Annotated in this window: 16 protein-coding genes; 5 read left to right on the top strand and 11 right to left on the bottom strand. The window is 37.5% G+C overall.

Features of this window, described 5'->3' with window-relative positions:
* Positions 1–13: 13 nt before the first annotated feature.
* Positions 14–691 (bottom strand): hypothetical protein, encoded by a 678-nt coding sequence (locus tag ACOAOT_RS15940; RefSeq protein WP_420217901.1) that lies wholly within the window; start codon positions 689–691, stop codon positions 14–16.
* 185 nt (positions 692–876) lie between these two features.
* Positions 877–1671, bottom strand: a complete 795-nt coding sequence (locus tag ACOAOT_RS15945; protein ID WP_420217902.1) for a hypothetical protein — start codon at positions 1669–1671, stop codon at positions 877–879.
* Positions 1672–1851: 180 nt separating this feature from the next.
* On the opposite strand from ACOAOT_RS15945, the gene ACOAOT_RS15950 reads away from it, so the two are divergent.
* Genes ACOAOT_RS15950 through ACOAOT_RS15970 form a run of 5 tightly spaced genes read left to right on the top strand, consistent with a single transcriptional unit; the run spans position 1852 to position 6038 of the window.
* Entirely contained in the window at positions 1852–2553 is a 702-nt protein-coding gene (locus tag ACOAOT_RS15950; RefSeq protein ID WP_420219436.1) for a lantibiotic protection ABC transporter ATP-binding protein, read from the top strand.
* On the top strand, positions 2553–3314 hold the full coding sequence (locus ACOAOT_RS15955; protein WP_420217903.1) for a lantibiotic immunity ABC transporter MutE/EpiE family permease subunit: 762 nt from the start codon (positions 2553–2555) through the stop codon (positions 3312–3314). The genes ACOAOT_RS15950 and ACOAOT_RS15955 overlap by 1 nt, the downstream gene beginning before the upstream one ends.
* Positions 3311–4042: a lantibiotic immunity ABC transporter MutG family permease subunit gene (locus ACOAOT_RS15960; RefSeq protein ID WP_420217904.1), complete on the top strand. Its 732-nt coding sequence runs from the start codon at positions 3311–3313 to the stop codon at positions 4040–4042. Before ACOAOT_RS15955 ends, ACOAOT_RS15960 begins: the two co-directional genes overlap by 4 nt.
* A gap of 17 nt (positions 4043–4059) precedes the next feature.
* Positions 4060–4734 carry a response regulator transcription factor gene (locus ACOAOT_RS15965; protein ID WP_420217905.1) on the top strand — a complete coding sequence of 225 codons (675 nt, stop codon included), beginning with the start codon at positions 4060–4062 and terminating at the stop codon, positions 4732–4734.
* A complete protein-coding gene (locus ACOAOT_RS15970) occupies positions 4710–6038 on the top strand; it encodes a sensor histidine kinase (RefSeq protein ID WP_420217906.1) in 1329 nt (442 codons plus the stop codon). The genes ACOAOT_RS15965 and ACOAOT_RS15970 overlap by 25 nt, the downstream gene beginning before the upstream one ends.
* A gap of 139 nt (positions 6039–6177) precedes the next feature.
* Here ACOAOT_RS15970 and ACOAOT_RS15975 read toward each other — a convergent pair whose 3' ends face one another.
* The 9 genes from ACOAOT_RS15975 to ACOAOT_RS16015 form a co-directional block, all read right to left on the bottom strand.
* A complete protein-coding gene (locus ACOAOT_RS15975) occupies positions 6178–7449 on the bottom strand; it encodes a lanthionine synthetase C family protein (protein WP_420217907.1) in 1272 nt (423 codons plus the stop codon).
* Between the two features lie 2 nt (positions 7450–7451).
* Positions 7452–9248 carry an ABC transporter ATP-binding protein gene (locus tag ACOAOT_RS15980; RefSeq protein ID WP_420217908.1) on the bottom strand — a complete coding sequence of 599 codons (1797 nt, stop codon included), beginning with the start codon at positions 9246–9248 and terminating at the stop codon, positions 7452–7454.
* A 1-nt stretch (position 9249) separates the two neighbouring features.
* Positions 9250–12306: a lantibiotic dehydratase gene (locus tag ACOAOT_RS15985; protein ID WP_420217909.1), complete on the bottom strand. Its 3057-nt coding sequence runs from the start codon at positions 12304–12306 to the stop codon at positions 9250–9252.
* Between the two features lie 158 nt (positions 12307–12464).
* Positions 12465–12638: a gallidermin/nisin family lantibiotic gene (locus tag ACOAOT_RS15990; protein ID WP_420217910.1), complete on the bottom strand. Its 174-nt coding sequence runs from the start codon at positions 12636–12638 to the stop codon at positions 12465–12467.
* Between the two features lie 368 nt (positions 12639–13006).
* Positions 13007–13477: a pyridoxamine 5'-phosphate oxidase family protein gene (locus tag ACOAOT_RS15995; protein WP_420217911.1), complete on the bottom strand. Its 471-nt coding sequence runs from the start codon at positions 13475–13477 to the stop codon at positions 13007–13009.
* Between the two features lie 12 nt (positions 13478–13489).
* Positions 13490–13840 (bottom strand): DUF2200 domain-containing protein, encoded by a 351-nt coding sequence (locus ACOAOT_RS16000; protein ID WP_420217912.1) that lies wholly within the window; start codon positions 13838–13840, stop codon positions 13490–13492.
* A gap of 43 nt (positions 13841–13883) precedes the next feature.
* Entirely contained in the window at positions 13884–14309 is a 426-nt protein-coding gene (locus ACOAOT_RS16005; RefSeq protein WP_420217913.1) for a pyridoxamine 5'-phosphate oxidase family protein, read from the bottom strand.
* Positions 14310–14560: 251 nt separating this feature from the next.
* Positions 14561–17188, bottom strand: coding sequence for a pyruvate, phosphate dikinase (gene ppdK, locus ACOAOT_RS16010; protein ID WP_420217914.1), 2628 nt, complete (start codon positions 17186–17188; stop codon positions 14561–14563).
* 215 nt (positions 17189–17403) lie between these two features.
* Positions 17404–18726, bottom strand: coding sequence for an MATE family efflux transporter (locus ACOAOT_RS16015; protein ID WP_420217915.1), 1323 nt, complete (start codon positions 18724–18726; stop codon positions 17404–17406).
* Positions 18727–18951: the final 225 nt, after the last annotated feature.

The following is an 18951-nucleotide window of genomic DNA, read 5'->3' on the forward strand; positions in this document are numbered from 1 at the left end:
AGTTAAATTGTTTCTACCAAATTAGCATCGCCCAGTCTGGTATTATTTCTCCTCTTTCTTTGTTTCTCTTTATGAGAGACTTTCTGCTGTCCTCTCTCAGTTCCGTTATATGAAATACATTATTGAACTCTTTAAACCCGGAATCTTCTCCGCCTAAAACCGACTGATCCGGACTTAAATCATTATATTTACCAGTAAGATATGAGCCATCCCCATAAGTAAATCCAACATATCCGCATCCATCCGATCCATTGCTCACCAGAATCAGGCAATTGTTTTGAATGTATAATTCATGAATCATATACCAGCCCTCCGGTTCGTACAAATCGGCGACTTTCTCCAATCCATGGTTTAAGTAAGTATACACGCTTATGGAAATCCCGTCTCCCAGAATTAATTCAGGTATCCCATCTCCATTAAAATCGTGAATTCCCAGATAAAAAGATGAATTTAAACCATCTTCCCCTCTTAATTGATATGGATCTGGCAGATGGCCTCCACCCTGGTCGATTATCTCCCTATATGCAGTTTGCCAGTTAATTTCCTCTTCTGTCAAAGCAACTGGTTCCTGTACCATATTGCTGACCTGATTTTCGTCTGACTGCAAAACAGTTCCCCCCGTCATGTTGGAATCAGCGCAGCCGTTTAAAGATAAAATCAGAAAACAAAATAAGAATAAATGTTTATTCATTTGTCTTTCCCCTTTAAATTTTAAAACAAAATTGTTTTTGCTACTTCTGGGCATAATTATTTTATTCTACTATTATTACTGATTAAGGATTTTACCTCGTAGTAATTACGGGCCTGCACGTTGAAAAAGCCATAGTTATTTCACTATGGCTCATCAAAAAGGTTATCAAAAACTGTATTATACAATTAAACCGGTAAATATGTAATCACCATACCTCCTATGATCAGGCTCGCCATATTTGCCGTTATTACATATAACGCTACACGTCTTTTCCTGAATTCTTTCACAAAGGTTAGAAATGCAGTCAGTTCTGCTGCAAGCACCACAATCTCACAAAACAGATAACCAAATATCCAGTAATTACCTAAATCAGATCCTGTAAGCATTGCATTCAGCCCTGCCTGGGTAATCAGATTGACTGCGGTAAAAACCAGCCAGCTTCTTTTTTGCCTGAATCCAAAAAGCAGAAAAATAATTCCCTCAATAAGCATTGTCAGGAGAACCCGCATTACCACCAGAGCAGGAACCCGCAACGGAGCCTGACCTAATATAAGGGTCTCCGTTTCCATATCAAGTGTCAAAATATTACTATATCTTTCAAATGTTTCTTCAGGTAAAGCACATTGAAAACTTTTTTTATTACTTTGTACCACCAGCACTGCATCCTTTAAATCCTTAACCCGGGGTGATGAGTGGGTGTAATAGAGCCTGTAATACTTTTCCCAGCCTTTTCTTTCCCCTTCTACCACTCTTAAGTCTGTAACATCATGATTGGACATTTTTAAGGATAAAGATATCTTCTCTGGAGAGTTTAATACGATTATGGTAAAACCCGGCGGTTCCGCTGAGTTGGCAAACGCTGTTGAATAATAGCAGATACATAACAGGTGAACAATAAGAATGAGGAGGCAGATACTACTTCTATGACTGATACTCCTCCCTCTTATAAAAAAACCAGCCCCACCTTTATACACATTCATTTCTCTTTCCCCCTTCTATTTTGTTGTAATTATAACATACAAAGCTGGTATTATTATCCTTCTTCCTTATAAAATCCTTAAAATTAGCTGTTATCATAGCAATATATAGTCAAAAGGAGGTCCCTTATGGAGCGGAAATGTTACAAGACGGCTGCTGATTTTGAAAAGGAGGATGTTATGATGCACGAGTATATGTTAAAAACAAACCACATTTCAAAAAAATTCAAAAAAACATATGCAATTAATGATTTATCAATGTCTGTAAGAAAAAACTCTGTCTATGGATTATTAGGACCTAATGGTGCTGGTAAATCAACATTACTGAAGATGATTACAGGAATTATCACCCCCACTTCCGGGGAAATAATATTTGATAATCACCCCTGGAGCAGAAAAGATCTGTTAAGGATTGGTTCCCTCATTGAATCACCTCCTTTGTATGAAAACTTAACAGCATTTGAAAATTTAAAAGTTCGGGCAACTCTTTTAGGAATCTCATCCGATAAATGCATGGAAGTTTTGGAAAGAATGGACTTAATGGATACGGAAAACAAACAGATTTCCCAATTCTCCTTGGGAATGAAGCAAAGATTAGGTATCGCATTAGCGCTTTTAAATGACCCAGAATTGCTTGTCTTAGATGAGCCTACCAATGGGCTTGATCCGTTTGGAATGGAAGATTTAAGGAAAATGATCCGTACATTTGCGGTATCTGGGATATCCGTCATTGTATCCAGTCATATCTTAAGCGAGATACAGCAGGTTGCCGATGACATAGGCATCCTAAATAATGGGTCTCTTCTTTATCAGGATAAAATTGATGCCAATGAAAATCTGGAACAATTGTTTATGGATATTATAAGAAAGGAGCGTGCTTCCTGATGTTACAAACCTATCTGGTAGCCGAAAACTTAAAATTTAAACGAACCCTGTTTCGGAAACTTATTTTATACATTCCGGCAGCCTTAATTTTAATAGCAGTTATATTTTTATCTGTGGGGATTGGTTTAGGTGGTTTTTCAGCCTCCATCGTCTGTAATTGGTGTGTGCCCATTGCATCTTTATCCATTGTGATATTATGCCACTTAGTAAATAATAAGGAACAAAAACACAATTACCGGACTATATACAGCCTGCCTATAGACTTGAAAAATACATTTATTTCTAAAACAATTTTAATAGCACTTAATCTTTTGCTGATATCATTATTACTTTCATTGATATCTATTATTTCAGAGTACATGATGTCAGGTGTCTTAAGTGCATTTAAACATACCGGATCTTATGTTTTAGGATACTGCTTATTATGGGTAACTTTATTATGGCAGATCCCTTTCTGCCTGTTTTTGGATCAAAAGGCCGGATTCGTTGGTTCTATGATCATTAACCTGATTTTTACTGGACTTGGCGATTTGTTTCTTTCTCTTTCGCCTATATTCTGGTTTATTCCATATAGCTGGACCGCCAGATTTATGATTTCCTTATTCGGAGTATTGCCAAATGGATTATTAGTACAGGGAGGTTCAAGACAGATTCTGAGTTTGGGTCAGAGTTCACTGCTGGTGGTAGTAAGCATGCTCACTGCAGTCGTTCTTACATTTTTATTTGCACACTGGTACAGAGGGCGGGTGTATCGAAATTGACAATTGCAAGAGAGTTTTTCTCTAACTTTACAAAAATAAAACGAACTCCGCTTTTACTATTACATCTGCTGCCTCCTGTGATAATCACAACCTTATTTTTAGTTTATTACAATTCTGGTGGATACCGCCTTTTTTCTGATGTTCGGCTGTTTTTCATTTTGTTACAAATCTGCTATCCTATGTTTGTTAGTTTTGTTGTACCAATTTTTATTAATTTAGACCGAAATATCAGCAATGTTCAAAATGCTCTGGGGATTGTGGGATCAAGAAGAAGTGCTTATCTTGGTAAATTATTGTTTCTGCTGTTCCTGTCTGCCACAAGTATCATACTATACGAGCTATGCTTCTATATTGGAGTGAATTTTTTTCTAAATATGAACGTTATGGACTTTAATTCCTATTTTTTCGTATTCTGCTCGTTTTTATTAAGTAACTTGTTTTTATATTTTATACATGTACCCATTGCTTTTAAATTTGGTTTCAGTGTCTCCGTTTTATCAGGAATAGCAGGTACAATTTTAGCCGGTTACTATGAAAATTACATTGGTGATAAAATCTGGCCGGCCATTCCCTGGGAATGGGGTGTGCGGTTTTTAAAAGATTATTTTGGCCTGACCAGTGGAACGGTTATTCCTGGAGTGATTTCTCTGACTATTATTACTTCGGTTGTTCTGGTTCTCACAATATTATGGTATAGTAGATGGGAAGGCAGAGTTATACAAGAGTAAGATTAGGGGGATATTCTATGCCAAAACTATTAGTCATCGACGATGACCTGGATATGCTGGCTCTGGTACGCACTGCTCTGGAAAAAGATGGTTACCAGGTGGACACGGAAGCAAATGCTGCTTCCTTACAGCCTGCCAGATGCCGATTATACGATCTTTTGCTTCTTGATGTAATGATGCCCGGCGAGGATGGATTTTCTTTCTGCAGGCGGATCCGTACCGAAGTGGATTGCCCTATCCTGTTTTTAACCGCCAAGGCAGAAGATTCGGCTCTCGTCCAGGGCTTTGGCCTGGGAGCCGATGATTACATTAAAAAGCCTTTCAGTATTGCAGAGCTCCGTGCCCGGGTAGGCGCCCATCTTCGGAGAGAAGTGCGTCAGCCTACCCACATAATTAGACGAGGCAGCGTCCGTTTCGATATACAGGCAAAAACGGCATTTGCCGGTGAACACACACTTCCCTTTACCAAGGGTGAATATGCGATCTGTGAACATCTGGCACTTCATGCCGGACAAGTATTTACGAAAGAACAATTATACGAAGCCGTTTTCGGCTTTGACGCAGAGGGAGATCCGTCCGCTGTCGCGGAGCACATTAAAAATATCCGTGCTAAGCTGAAAGCCCACGGTATCAGTCCTATCGATACAATCTGGGGGGTAGGTTACAAATGGCGAAAAAACGAAGATCTGTAAGTTTATCCTATGTCCTTTTACGCTTTGTCATCATCATGGTTGGCTGCATGCTATTATGCTGCCTGTTATGGTATGGATTGTTTATCCGGCTTGTAAACGCCGGCTTTTTCTATAATGCTTATACTTCCAGCGAACAGATAGAAAAAATGCTGGCTGGTGACCCGGAAGCCTTCGTTTCTCCAGGTGATGATTTTTTGCCAGATTATGCTTTATTTGACCGGAACGGCAAAGTTCTGGAAAGCAACACCAAAGGTAAGAAACTGAAAATACTGACCAGTCTCTTATATGAAGACGCCTCTAATATGCGTGTTTCCAGACACACTTATGGAGATGGAAGCACGATAATCATTCGATATTATTTCAGATCAGAGTTTGCTAATCCTGTTCTGCGGAATACCCTTCCCCCCTTTGAATATATGTGGCTGTCATCACTGGGGGCAGCATTGGTGCTTTGTCTGCTGTTTAACACCCTGTGGCTTCGTAAGCGTCTTGCTGCCAAGCTGAAGCTGTTTGGCGAGGTTAGCCGGAAGGTAGGTGCACAGGAACTGGATTTTATAATTCCACACGCAGGAATTCGGGAATACGATCAGGCACTTGATGCAATGGAGCATATGAGAGATGCATTGTACAATTCCCTGTCTTCCCAGTGGGCGGCACAGCAGGAACGGGAAGCAGAGATAGCCGCGCTGGCCCATGATTTAAAAACTCCACTCACCCTGGTGGGAGGTAATGCTGAGTTGCTGCTTGATGAAGAACTCCCTGAAAGCAGTCGTAAGATGGTGGAAACAATTGCATCCAGTAATGAACGTGCCAGGCAGTATGTTACAAGTTTTCTTGAAGCCTCAGCAGGTGAGGAGGAGGCTTTCAAAAGCATCAGCCTGAGCGCTCTGTTTGAACAGCTGATCATTAACACTACGGCTATTGCAGAAGCAAGGGGCGTATGCATGAAAGTCCAGAACAGCCTTAACGGTTCAGCAACCGTTCAAAAAGATCGTCTGCTTCGTGCCCTTGTAAATGTAGTACAAAATGCCATAGAACATTCACCAGTTGGTGGAAACGTATATTTGACAGGCAATATGGCAGATGACGGCTGGCAGGTAACTGTTTGTGATGATGGCCCTGGATTTAGTAAGGCGGCTTTACAACATGCAACGGAACGACTGTGGCGTGGAGATACGGCCCGTGGTGCAGACGGCCATAATGGTCTCGGTCTCTGGTTTGCCGCACAGGTAGTCAAAACCCACGAAGGTCAGCTTTATCTAAGTAACAGTAAGTCCGGAGGGGTTGTTACAATTAAATTCTGAGAGGGTGGGAATCTCGATTAACCAAAGAATTCCATTTTCAACACATACCCCTAATTTCAGTAAAAAAGTAAAGCTATTGCTCCAATAAATTATTCATCTATTTTTGCAATAGCTCTCTTTTTTACAATTATGAAATTTTCTATAATAAAAATATGGAATCCCATTGAGTTTTAGCAGGTTGATAGCAAGATAAAATAGTCAGAATCACTCCACTGGTTCCTGTTAAGAGTCCTATTTCATCCTTATTTACGATATGCCCTTCCTCTATTTCTATATCTTTAAATCCAAACGGATATTGATCACTGTAGGATTCCAGTAAATGATCCAATATCTTCATATACACCTCGTAAAAGAATTCATCATCTGTGTATTCATAGAATTTTCTGGTCAGGCAGCACAAGCCAGAAAGACCGTGACAAAAAGTAGGTGAGATAACCTGCCGCATTCTTTTCAAAGATAATTTCATACTATCAATCGCAAGCTTACCCATTTTATCATTATTAAGGATTTTTGATGCAATCAATAATGAATACGCCACACCTGGAGTACCATAACACCATGCATCTCTGGATGGTACTGCTTTCTCCTGTTCCATCCCTAATATTTTTTGAGTTTCCCAAAATATATCATCACTGTCTTTTATACAGCTGTTAAAAATAAATTCTGACAGATATTTTATCGCTTCCAGCTGGTCTTGTACATATACTCCCGACTCATAGGACTTACATAATATTAAAAGTATGCCAGGTATCCCGTGTGCAACCCCTAAATTTATGTATCGTATCTCCGGACTATTTTCCAGAGGAAACAATTGACTCTCATCTGACCGGATGGCAAACCGGGGAATATTGTCGTCCCCTGCTTTACAAATATCCGTTAAATATTGCAAAATGTGCAACAAAGTCTCTTTCACATTGGGCTCGGATTTAAAATTCAACAGATAATTGGCTGTACCGGTTAATCCATACATAATATCATAAAATAGTTCGTTTAATGGAAGTTCTTTGTACTTCTGAATATTACTTTCTGCGATATCAACTATATACTCGTTTAGACTCTTAATAAATGATTGATATCGTTTCCCATGGTCTGACATACAATGTGCAGCAAATCCCACTCCGCATAGCCCATCAAACAGGGAGATATCATAGATGTTGTTTTTTCCCATATAGTCGTTTATGATCTCCAGATATTTATGGGCATAATTATCAAAACCATAATCTGGAAAATTTAATTGAAGTTCCGAAAATAATATACATAATGCGGGATACGATACTGCTACTGAAGTACATCGATACTCCGTGTTATTTGAAACAAATATCCCCTGAACATACTCTGCGTCGGATAATTTTTTTGATATATTTATTATGAAATTATCCAATTCGCGCTTTTTTTCATTCAGTAAATTCATAATCAGCCTCCATTTTGGGGTATATCGAATTCCAGATCATAAATTTCTTTGTAAGAAGGGCATGTTTTTAATAACTCTTCATGTGTGCCTTCAGCAACGATCTTTCCTTCGTCCAGATAAATTATTTTATCAGCTAACATGACATGAGCAATTTTATGAGAAATAAATACACCTATCTTGTTTTTTGTAAGTTCAAAAAATGTGTTCATTATTTTTTTCTCACCCATTTTATCCAGCGCAGCATTGGGCTCATCTAAAATATACATTTGTGCTTTTTTGAAAAAGCACCTGGCCAGAGCTACTCTCTGCCACTGCCCACCAGATAACTGTGTTCCATCTGAAAACCATTTTCCCAGCTGCTGATTTAAATCTGGTGGAAGAAAATCTATGCCAGCTTCTTTTAGTGACTCTCTTATCTGAGCCTCATTATCGATTTCATCAATGTTACCGAATCCTACATTATCCTTTACCGATAGTTCATACTTACAGTAATCTTGGAATAATATACCTGTTAATTTATGTAAGCTGTCAATATTGACTTTATTTAATGGGATTCCATTCATCTTAATCATATCGTCTTCCACTAAATAATATCCCAATAATAGTTTTATTAATGTACTTTTACCAGATCCATTTCTACCAAACAATGCAACCCTTTGGTTTTTATCAATTTTTATATTGATGTTCTGAAGAACTATTTTATCTGTTTCCGGATATGCAAATGTCAGATTATTTATCTCAATCTGATTTAAATCGTTTAGTTTGTATGTTTCTTCACTATTCCCATTTCCGGGCTTATTAAGAAAATTGATTAATTTTGACATATACAAACTGTTTTGATTTATGCTGTAAATAATATTCATAATACTGTTAAAGCTATCAAACATCATGTTAATAATTCTTAGAAGTGCAACGGCGTTACCAATTAAGATTTCACCTGCAATTACGGAGAATATGATTAATATCATGAGTACTGCCATACAGATCTGATCAACAAAATCAAATACAACAGAAATAATCAGCCGTACCTTGGTGTTGTATAAATTTTCTTTAATCACGCTTTGCTTCAAATCATTATGCCTTTTTATAATATGTCTGGCTAAATTAAAAATTTTAACTTCCTTAAATGATTGATCCTTTGTAAGTAAAAATTCGTAATACCATATACTTCTGGCTTTCTTTGCATTTCTTTCTTCTGTCTGGAACTCTCTTTTACTTATGGATAAGTAGAATATTGAAAAGGCAAACGCCGGAACAATAATCAAGAATACCGACAACGGCCGCCACATCAGCATGATATAAACAGATGAAAGTATGGTAGTAATGGACGTTACAAGTGTCAATGTGGTAGTAAAGATATTATAAGGCCTGAATCCCACCTGGGAAAGAATATGCTGCAGCTGATCCTGTATATCAGAATTTTCAAATTCTTCCAAAGACATAATGGCACATTTATCCAATAACCTGTTAATCAATTCATAATCCAACAAGAATTGAAATTTGGTAAATAAAAAAGTTTTAAAGCTTATAATCATACCTGACAAAAAACTTATCCCGATATAGATTGCTAAAATTCTAAGGGAAAGATTTAAGTCTTTGGCTGAAATGGCATTAATCAGGCTGCCAAAAATATTTACGGAAATTACAGGAACAATACCCCCGATAATATTAATAATAATGGTCAGTACAAATATCAGTTTGCTGGCCTGGAAGAATATTTTAATAGATTTGGGTATCACTTTTAGGGAAGAAAGCATTTCCTTTACTTCTGAAGTACTTAGTATTTTAAATTTCTGCATATTATTTACCACCCAATATACCTATTTTTTTTCTGCTGTAAACACAGTAATATGTATGACGCGCTAAAGTTCTCATCTTTTTTTCCAATTCCGTATTGGGACCAAACAAACGATTCATGTTCATATGCAGCAGACTATCCAGTATGCTTAATTTTACAGTTTTGTTATCTGGATAATTTTCTTCAATTCTATTTAAATATTCTTTCATTGATTCTTGTTTTACCGATAATATTTTCAAAATAAATTCAATATCTGGATCTAACGTTTCATGATACAAATACTTTATAACAAAATCAACGTAGGTTTCTTTATGTTCTTTAAATTCTTTCTGATAGCTCTTGGTAGGATTTTCACAATTAAGAAATACAAACATATCCTCAAAACTTAAATTAAATGTCTGCATGTGAAAGAAAATAATCACTGATGCTAAAAGTTCATCTGTCACTTTTATATTATGATTATTTTTTTCATAGATTATGGTTTGAATTGCTATGCTGTCTTTATAAAACACCTCATGTGCATAGTTCATTAAATCATATCCGCCATATCTCTCCAATTCAAGCTCATAACAATTAATACTATAGTTTGAGATAAGAGATTTTTTCATAAGCTGGCTTAATGTATCTAACATTTTAGGCAATACCATTATTAATCTGGTCTTATCAGCTTTTAATCTAAATCTCAGATGTAAATCGGGATCTTTATACTGAATGAAGAAATAGCTGTCTATTTCTTTATTATCAAGTAAATTCTGCAATGGAGCATACAACGCTTCACCTAACAGATAATCTGCGTATTCCTCAATACCGTATATTTTGAAATATAGCCACTCATCTAAGGGCTCTTTATATCTGACATTACCATAGTTCTTGGTTATATCAAAATTATTGGCCTTATGGGGAGTCGCATCCTGACCTAAAATTAATGGTATTACCAATTCACAGCAATAAGAGCTATCATTCAGTTTCACTGGATGTTCTGATTCTATATGATATCTTTCCACAACAGTTTCTGATTTTTCCAGTAATTTCTGCAACACAGATAAACATCTGTCATCTTTCAGATTTAACAGAAGTTTTTTGTCTGCATCTACGGCCTCCACCCAATGGGGTATATTTCTTGAATTTATGTATTCGGTAAACTTATTTTTAAACTCAGGAAAATCATAATGTTTTGTTAAACCCAGATCTCCTATTTTAATAATCCATTTTTCCTGTTCCAATACGAAGTTTTTATATCGTATTGTTGGAAGATAGGCAAATTTCTCCAGTAAGTATTGCCACGGTTTATTATAAAACCTGATTCCATCAGAAGATATTTCGTCAATTAATCTTAATATTCTGGGTTTTAACTGCGGATTAAACATATTGGTAGAGGTTGGGATGATTCTTTTATTGTTAACCGCAGACTTTAAATATAGTTTGTTGTTTTTAAATTCTACTAAAATCTCACTTAACTTAAGTTTAAATGCATGATCTTTGGAATTTGTAGTCCCGAAACTTGTTTCATAAGTGGAACCATGCATATTTCGGATTACGTTTGCGGAATATAAACTATCGGGTAAGTAGGTAAATTCACAGACCTGGCATTCATCACCATAATTTTTATTTATTTCTTCAAAGAATTGTTCCGGATTCTTCATCAGGTGAGAAAATCTTCCAAATGATTTCCCTGCATAAGTGGACCCAAAAATATTACTTAAATAGTAGACATCTCTTCCTTTTTCCTTTACATAATTAAAGTAGATTTCCATGGATTTTGGCAACTGATCCATATCAATATCTTCTGTTAAAAACATTCCCATATCTGCGTCAGTGATCTCAATTTCCTCACCAAGTCTTATGGAATCAACATATTTTCTTTCAAAGAATCGTATCCAGGGGTTGATATATTCTCCTAAATTATTCATGCCGGTTTTTCCATCATAATGGGCTGGAAAACCGATTCCTATATCAGGATCAATGAGTTCAGTTAAAGGAACGCACCTGGAAAAGCCATATTTTTCTAAAAATTTGTTCTTGTAATCATTCAAACTATTGAAAGGCTCTTTGATATTAAATTGTATAAATAAATTGAGAAGCTTATTTATTTTTTTAATTTCATTTTGATTTAAATTGCATTGGCTGTAAGAAATTGAAGAATCTATGGTCAGGTAGTTTTTGGAGTTGTAGATTCTCTTCATGTTTTTGAAAATATGTGTCAGGCTTTCGATGGTATTATTTATATAACCATTGGAATATTCCTGTATTTCATTTTTTATGTCAACTAAGGAATCTGTATTTATACCGTATTCCTGAAGTCTACAGATAAAGTATTCAAATTGGTCGACGATTGTTAATGGTGGACGAAGATCGGATATTAAATAACCTTCTTTTATGAGTGATTGGATATATGTATGAAATGTGTTTTCTTCCACATTCGGATATTCTTTTTTAAGGTTCTCTATAATATCAGAATAACCTACGTAATCACCTGATATTCTTAAAACTACTTCAAATGCATTGGAGTACTTTACAGATTTTTTATTTACTTTTCCCCCATCGCTGTCTTTTGTGCAGTTAAACAAGATTGCTTTGTTTCTCTGAATAGCAACACTTTCATTAATTGTGTATCGGAGGGTTTTTAAGTACTTGGATTCATACATAAAAACCACCTGGTATAACCACTCTGAATCAATCAGGGGTTTTCTTTTTAATTCTGCACTGCTTAATTCAAATGACGTTCTTTCAGATGTAATATTGCCAAAAGCAACTGTGGAGAATAATCCAAACGGAGTACACCTGGAACAGCTTCTGCTAAAATATTTATAGATTGAATTTAATAAATAATTTGTATCCCTTGCTGTGCCATCCTCTATATAGTGCTGCATGGATTCATATAAATCTTGGCTGGCCACAAATATAGCTTCATTAAACTGATCTTTGTATTGAGGAGAATCAAATAAAAACATAGTGTGATCTATGTTAGTTTCATTTTCTATATTATCTGTCAATAAATTGATTGGCAGACCCGGTGTTCTTATCATAAAGGAACCTATATCTTTGTATAAATCTTTCATATTTAACCGTATCCCCCTTACTTAACTCTTGTATGCCTAACCAAAATAGAAACTTCATTTGTACCAGTAAATTACTTCCACAAAATGTAAACGTACATGCATTTTGTGAATCTTCTAAATGCATGTACGTTTGCATCGGGTTTTGATTTACATGGAAATTAGTAGCATAACCATGTGTTTGTGCAGTTTCTTGTCAATCCACATTCACTTGTTCCACAGGTAGATCCTGTTAAACAACCAGGTGTGCAATAAGCAACACTAGCAACTTTTGATTCTCCTACATCTACTGAACCCTTGTCCATTTTAAGATCTAAATCAAAATCTTTATTCATGTACTCGTCCCCCTTTCTATGTAGTTATATAATCTGAATTTGATTATATATAGTAAACGTGAAATGAATCACATTACTACCAAGTTCATGTCTGTATTATATCAAAAAATATACTCTGTTTTGACTGCATGTAATTTTTACGACTTTACATGTAATTTTCAATGAGGTCCATTATGAAATGAGGGGAGGGAGGGGAAGTTTATAATATCTATAATGCAAGTGCGGGCAAAAAAAACTGCACATAGCTGATTAAAAAGCTGTGCGCAGAATATTGTTGAGTGATACTTCGTGTTGTTTGGGAATGTGAAAAGAGAACTAATATGTAAGAAAAAGAATATCCTGATTACATATACTAATTCGGATCTTTATCAGTCTATTTTTACAATATCAAATAGAAAGGGAAACTTTTCTGCAGTTTTATTTTCGAAGTTAACTTTGTACCCAGTTCCGTCTTTGTAAAATAACCCCTGGCTTAAATTCACTTTGATGTAACACATATTTTCATCATTTTCATTGTTATGGGCAAAATACCATGGCTCAAATACTTTAATCAGCTTTTCTCTGATTTTGAGATTTCCCTTTAATAATGGATGCCCAATATTTCGGGCAATTCCGGTAAAACGATACAGATCTTTACTTAATGAGACTACCGGATTATGTTTAATCTCTTTTACTTTATTAGACTTTCGGGAAGTTACAATGTAAAATGCTCCATTATCATAAAAGGTATCAATAAACCTTACGGCCGGAATGTTATTGTTTGATGTGGCCAGTGCAAATTGATAGTCTCTTGCAAATAATGTTTCTAAAACTCCCAGTCCTTCTTCATACGCATTCATTTCTCTTTTTCCCTATTTTCTTAGTATTTTTTCTATTGCTCTTCCTTTGGCAAGCTCATCTATTAATTTGTCCAGATATCGGATCTGCCTCATCAATTCATCTTCAATCTCTTCCACACGGTATCCGCAGATCACTCCTTTGATTAGTGACGCATTGGGATTCATCTGAGGAGCTTGGCGAAAAAAGACTTCCACACTTACTTCCTTTTCTATTTGCTGTTGTAATGAATTTGTGTTATAGCCTGTAAGCCAGAATATAATTTCATCTACTTCTTTTCTGGTTCTTCCTTTTTTCTCTGCTTTTTTTATATAAAGCGGATAAATGCTTGAAAAGGGCATGTGAAAGATTCGCGGTGTCTCCATCAGATGATCTCCTTTGGGTGATAGAATGATTGTTTTATTTGTTTTATATGAACCCTTTGGCTTCTTTCCAATCTATGAGAAGATTGTATCGGCTTGTGGTGAAACGTAAAACGCAGTAACTTGGATCATCCCATCCACTGAAATGATTCTCCAGTCCACGATACCACATCTCTCTTTTTATTTCAGGGTCTGTTATTACTTCTATTGTACCCACTAATGTGATATTATGATCAATTGAATTAAAACAAACACTGGCTTTGCTGCACCGATCGATTCGTTTGGTTCTATCACTTCCAAAACCGGTACAAAATGTCAACCAGTTGATGCCGTCAGCTTTTGATACGGATATGGTTGAGGTTGTTGGAAAGTCATCTGTGTCCATTAGTGTTAAGGCGCAGTATCCTTTTTCTTCACCTGCGGTGTTGGTGGCAATGATCTCTCCTGCTCTTGCAATGATTTCTTCGTTCATTTGATTTTCCTCCTGATTGGTTATGGATATAGTATAAGATAATAGATAGGACAACAGGGTGTCATGTTCAAAACGGGGGGTAAAAAAATTGGGTCCCTAACTCCGTCGCGCTAACCTCAATTCCGCTTACGCTCCATCTCGGTCACGGGCTTCGCCCTATAAAAATAAGTGCCATAAAGTCCGGTTGAGAGCAAGCTCTCCCCCGGACTTTTTGACACTTATTTTTGCACGACTCATTGCTATCGTGTACTCTATTTATTATTCAACGCCGCCTGTGCTGCTGCCAGTCTTGCGATCGGCACACGGAATGGGGAACAGGATACATAGTCAAGACCAATCTTATGGCAGAATTCTACGGAAGATGGATCTCCACCGTGCTCGCCACAGATACCAACATGCATGTCAGGACGAACTCCCTTGCCTAACTTGATAGCAGTCTCCATCAGCTTGCCTACACCAGTCTGATCCAGTTTTGCAAATGGATCATTTTCAAAGATCTTAGTATCATAGTAAGCATTTAAGAACTTTCCTGCATCATCACGGGAGAAACCATAGGTCATCTGAGTTAAGTCATTGGTACCGAAGCAGAAGAATTCTGCGTCTTTTGCGATATCATCGGCTGTCAGTGCTGCTCTCGGGATCTCAATCATGGTTCCTACCTGATAGGTTAAGCTGCTGCCTGCTGCTGCAATTTCTGCATCTGCAGTCTCAACAACAATCTTCTTTACAAATCTTAATTCCTTCTCATCACAGATCAGAGGAATCATGATTTCAGGACATACGTTCCAGTCTGCATGTGCTTTCTGAACGTTGATTGCAGCACGGATTACTGCTTTTGTCTGCATTCTTGCGATCTCCGGATAGGTGACGGCAAGACGGCAGCCTCTGTGTCCCATCATTGGGTTGAACTCGTGAAGGGAATCAATAATTGTCTTGATCTGCTCCACAGTCTTGCCCTGTGTATCAGCCAGCTTCTTGATATCATCTTCCTCTGTCGGAACAAACTCATGAAGAGGCGGATCTAAGAAACGAATGGTAACTGGATTTCCTTCCAGTGCCTCATAAAGAGCTTCGAAATCGCCCTGCTGTACTGGAAGAATCTTCTCCAGAGCTGCTTCTCTCTCCTCAACAGTATCAGAACAGATCATCTCACGGAATGCATCAATTCTGTCACCTTCAAAGAACATATGCTCGGTACGGCAAAGACCGATTCCTTCTGCACCAAGTTCTCTTGCTTTTCTTGCATCAGCAGGTGTATCTGCATTGGTTCTGACTTTCAGTTTTCTATACTTATCAGCCCATGCCATAATTCTTCCAAACTCACCGGCAACGGTTGCATCAACAGTGGGAATAATTCCGTCGTAGATTTTACCGGTTGATCCATCAAGAGAGATCCAGTCTCCTTCATGGTATTCCTTACCTGCAAGAACAAACTTCTTTGCTGCTTCATTCATGGCAATTTCAGAACAGCCGGATACACAGCAGGTTCCCATTCCTCTTGCAACTACAGCTGCGTGAGAAGTCATTCCTCCTCTTACAGTCAGAATACCCTGAGCTGCCTTCATTCCTTCAATATCTTCAGGAGAGGTTTCAAGACGTACTAAAACCACCTTTTCTCCTCTTTCTTTCCATGTCTTTGCATCATCAGCGGTGAAAACGATCTTACCACAGGCAGCTCCAGGAGAAGCAGCAAGTGCCTTTCCAACCGGTTCTGTCTTCTTTAATACTTCTGCATCAAACTGAGGATGAAGCAGAGTATCTAAGTTTCTTGGATCAATCATCTTAACTGCTTTTTCTTCTGTAATCATAAACTCGTCTACTAAGTCACAGGCAATCTTTAAAGCAGCTTTTGCTGTTCTCTTACCGTTACGGGTCTGAAGCATATAAAGCTTCTTGTCCTCAATGGTAAACTCCATATCCTGCATATCTTTGTAGTGATCTTCCAGGATACTGCAGATTCCTACAAATTTATGATAAACTTCAGGCATAACCTCTTTTAACTGTTCAATCTTCTGGGGAGTACGAACACCGGCAACTACATCTTCGCCCTGGGCATTCATTAAGAATTCACCCATTAAATGCTTTTCACCAGTTGCAGGATCACGGGTAAATGCAACACCTGTACCGGAAGTCTCACCCATGTTTCCAAATGCCATCATCTGAACGTTGACAGCGGTTCCCCATGAATAAGGTATATCGTTGTCACGGCGGTAAACATTAGCTCTTGGGTTGTCCCAGGAACGGAATACAGCTTTGATTGCCCCCATTAACTGCTCCTTGGGATCAGTTGGGAAATCAGAACCAATCTTTTCCTTATATTCTGCTTTGAACTGTCTTGCAAGCTCTTTCAAATCGTCGGCATTCAGATCCACATCCTCTGTAACACCCTTTTTTTCTTTCATTTCATCAATCAGTTCTTCGAAGTATTTTTTGCCTACTTCCATAACTACATCGGAGTACATCTGGATAAATCTTCTGTAGCAGTCATATGCCCAGCGTGGATTACCTGATTTTTCAGCAAGTACTTCCACTACGTTCTCATTCAGTCCCAGATTTAAAATCGTATCCATCATACCAGGCATGGAAGCTCTCGCTCCGGAACGAACAGAAACCAGAAGAGGATTTTCATTATCACCAAATTTCTTGCCGGTGATTTTTTCCATCTTTTCGATATGATCCATGATCTGCCCCATGATCTCGTCATTAATCGTTTCCCCATCTTCATAATACTGAGTACATGCCTCAGTCGTAATCGTAAATCCCTGAGGAACCGGCAGCCCTAAATTAGTCATCTCTGCCAGATTCGCCCCTTTACCACCTAACAGGTTTTTCATATCTGCACTACCCTCAGTGAACAAATAAACCCATTTTCTTGCCATAAGTAAAATCCTCCTCAAATGTGTAAATTATGCTGCTCCCCCGCGCTTTCCATTGCGGAAAAGCCCTGAAAGTATTATAGCACAATTAAAGGGGTAGTAAAGAGGTTTTCATAGATTATTTAAAGTAATTATCTCTTTTTTAAATACAATTGTATTGAAAGCACTTACAAAGTCTGTCTTTTTCCGATATGCGATTTGCGTTCGTATATACGAAATCATGTTCGACAAAAGCTCTGTTTCTTTAACATAATTCGACATGCAGCAAGGGTCAGTATCTCCGTCACAGGCATGACCGTCCAGATTCCGGTAACTCCCATAAAAATCGGAAGAATAAAGACCAGAATACTGTTTAAAATAATTCCCCGAAGCAGACAGATCTTTAATGCATTTCCCGGTTCCATCACGGATTGAAACCAGGTGGTATAAAGCACATTCAGTCCCATTGCTGCAAAAGACAGAAAATAGATCCGAATGGCTGGAACTGACATAGCCAGAATTTCCCTTTCAGGTCTGACAAATGCTTCTGTCACAAGAGCCGGAAACAAAAGTCCTGTTACAGCAAACAACACACCGGAAAAACAGGCGGTACGCTCTGCCAGATGTCTTACTTCCTTTAAACGGTCTTTTTTTCCTGCACCGTAATTAGTCGCCAGTATGGGCTGGACTGCCTGTGAAATACCGTTATTAACAGATGATGCGATATAAGCACTGTTGGAGATAATACCGTATACCACCACACCAAGTTCCCCTGCAATAGAAAGAATCTGGCGGTTAAATAAGAAGGTTACGATGCCATTGCACATATCCAGCAAAAAGCTGGAGAACCCATTCTTCACTACAGCCACAGCCTGACTGAGATGAAAGCCAGAAACAAATTTTAAAGTATTCCCTTTTGAAACCAGATGGGTCAGCAATATTAAGAGTGTTACACAGGTTCCGATGACAGTTGCCGCAGCAGCCCCTGCCATTCCCATTTTTAAGGGAAACATCAATATATAATCCAGAATAATATTTAAAACTCCTCCGCAAACCACCGCAGTCATAGCCAGGCGGGGAGCTTTATCATTTCGTACAAATACCTGATAAAAAGAAGCAAATAAAAAGGCGGGAGCCCCTGATATCAGGATTCTTCCATATTCTTCCACATAAGGTGTCATGTTTTCATTTCTTCCCAGGAACCCCGTAACAGGAAGGAAAAATGCATGTCCCAAAAATACATAAATCAAGCTCATTCCCGCAGCCATGATAAATGCCACAGTATAATACTGATTTGCTCCTGATTCATCTTTTTTTCCCTTACATACGGAAAGAAGTATACCGCCCCCTGCTCCAAACAGCATACCGGTTGCAAAAAAAAGGCTGAATAACGGCAGCAGTATATTTAAAGCCGCAATTCCAATTGCTCCAACTCCTCTTCCGATCATTAGAGTGTCTGCTAATATATAAATGGAGGTAACCATTGTTGCACTAATTGATGGAAGAAGATAACCTGCAAATAATTTTTTAACAGGATCTTCCAGTAAATTTACTTTTTTCATAATTAAGTCTCCTTTTGAAAGTCTTAAAATAGTTTACCATAATTTAATTAAATAACAAGGAAAAGAACGAAAGTGTGATTTAACATTTAAAAGTTGGGGCATATATATTAAAATGACAGAATTTTTTATCTTAGTTTTTATGCAAAATATCATGAATTAAGATTGTTTCCGACGCTGAAATATGATACATTAGAGTTATCTCTGAAAATATATTAATAACAGGAG

This window comes from Lacrimispora struthionigena (assembly GCF_048627165.1).
Lineage (GTDB): Bacteria > Bacillota > Clostridia > Lachnospirales > Lachnospiraceae > Lacrimispora.

What these genes read in the sequence shown, in the direction of transcription:
- ACOAOT_RS15940 (WP_420217901.1), bottom strand. Translation starts at nt 691, where the DNA reads ATGAATAAACATTTATTCTTATTTTGTTTTCTGATTTTATCTTTAAAC.
- ACOAOT_RS15945 (WP_420217902.1), bottom strand. Translation starts at nt 1,671, where the DNA reads ATGAATGTGTATAAAGGTGGGGCTGGTTTTTTTATAAGAGGGAGGAGT.
- ACOAOT_RS15950 (WP_420219436.1), top strand. Translation starts at nt 1,852, where the DNA reads ATGCACGAGTATATGTTAAAAACAAACCACATTTCAAAAAAATTCAAA.
- ACOAOT_RS15955 (WP_420217903.1), top strand. Translation starts at nt 2,553, where the DNA reads ATGTTACAAACCTATCTGGTAGCCGAAAACTTAAAATTTAAACGAACC.
- ACOAOT_RS15965 (WP_420217905.1), top strand. Translation starts at nt 4,060, where the DNA reads ATGCCAAAACTATTAGTCATCGACGATGACCTGGATATGCTGGCTCTG.
- ACOAOT_RS15970 (WP_420217906.1), top strand. Translation starts at nt 4,710, where the DNA reads ATGGCGAAAAAACGAAGATCTGTAAGTTTATCCTATGTCCTTTTACGC.
- ACOAOT_RS15975 (WP_420217907.1), bottom strand. Translation starts at nt 7,449, where the DNA reads ATGAATTTACTGAATGAAAAAAAGCGCGAATTGGATAATTTCATAATA.
- ACOAOT_RS15980 (WP_420217908.1), bottom strand. Translation starts at nt 9,248, where the DNA reads ATGCAGAAATTTAAAATACTAAGTACTTCAGAAGTAAAGGAAATGCTT.
- ACOAOT_RS15985 (WP_420217909.1), bottom strand. Translation starts at nt 12,306, where the DNA reads ATGAAAGATTTATACAAAGATATAGGTTCCTTTATGATAAGAACACCG.
- ACOAOT_RS15990 (WP_420217910.1), bottom strand. Translation starts at nt 12,638, where the DNA reads ATGAATAAAGATTTTGATTTAGATCTTAAAATGGACAAGGGTTCAGTA.
- ACOAOT_RS15995 (WP_420217911.1), bottom strand. Translation starts at nt 13,477, where the DNA reads ATGAATGCGTATGAAGAAGGACTGGGAGTTTTAGAAACATTATTTGCA.
- ACOAOT_RS16000 (WP_420217912.1), bottom strand. Translation starts at nt 13,840, where the DNA reads ATGGAGACACCGCGAATCTTTCACATGCCCTTTTCAAGCATTTATCCG.
- ACOAOT_RS16005 (WP_420217913.1), bottom strand. Translation starts at nt 14,309, where the DNA reads ATGAACGAAGAAATCATTGCAAGAGCAGGAGAGATCATTGCCACCAAC.
- ppdK (WP_420217914.1), bottom strand. Translation starts at nt 17,188, where the DNA reads ATGGCAAGAAAATGGGTTTATTTGTTCACTGAGGGTAGTGCAGATATG.
- ACOAOT_RS16015 (WP_420217915.1), bottom strand. Translation starts at nt 18,726, where the DNA reads ATGAAAAAAGTAAATTTACTGGAAGATCCTGTTAAAAAATTATTTGCA.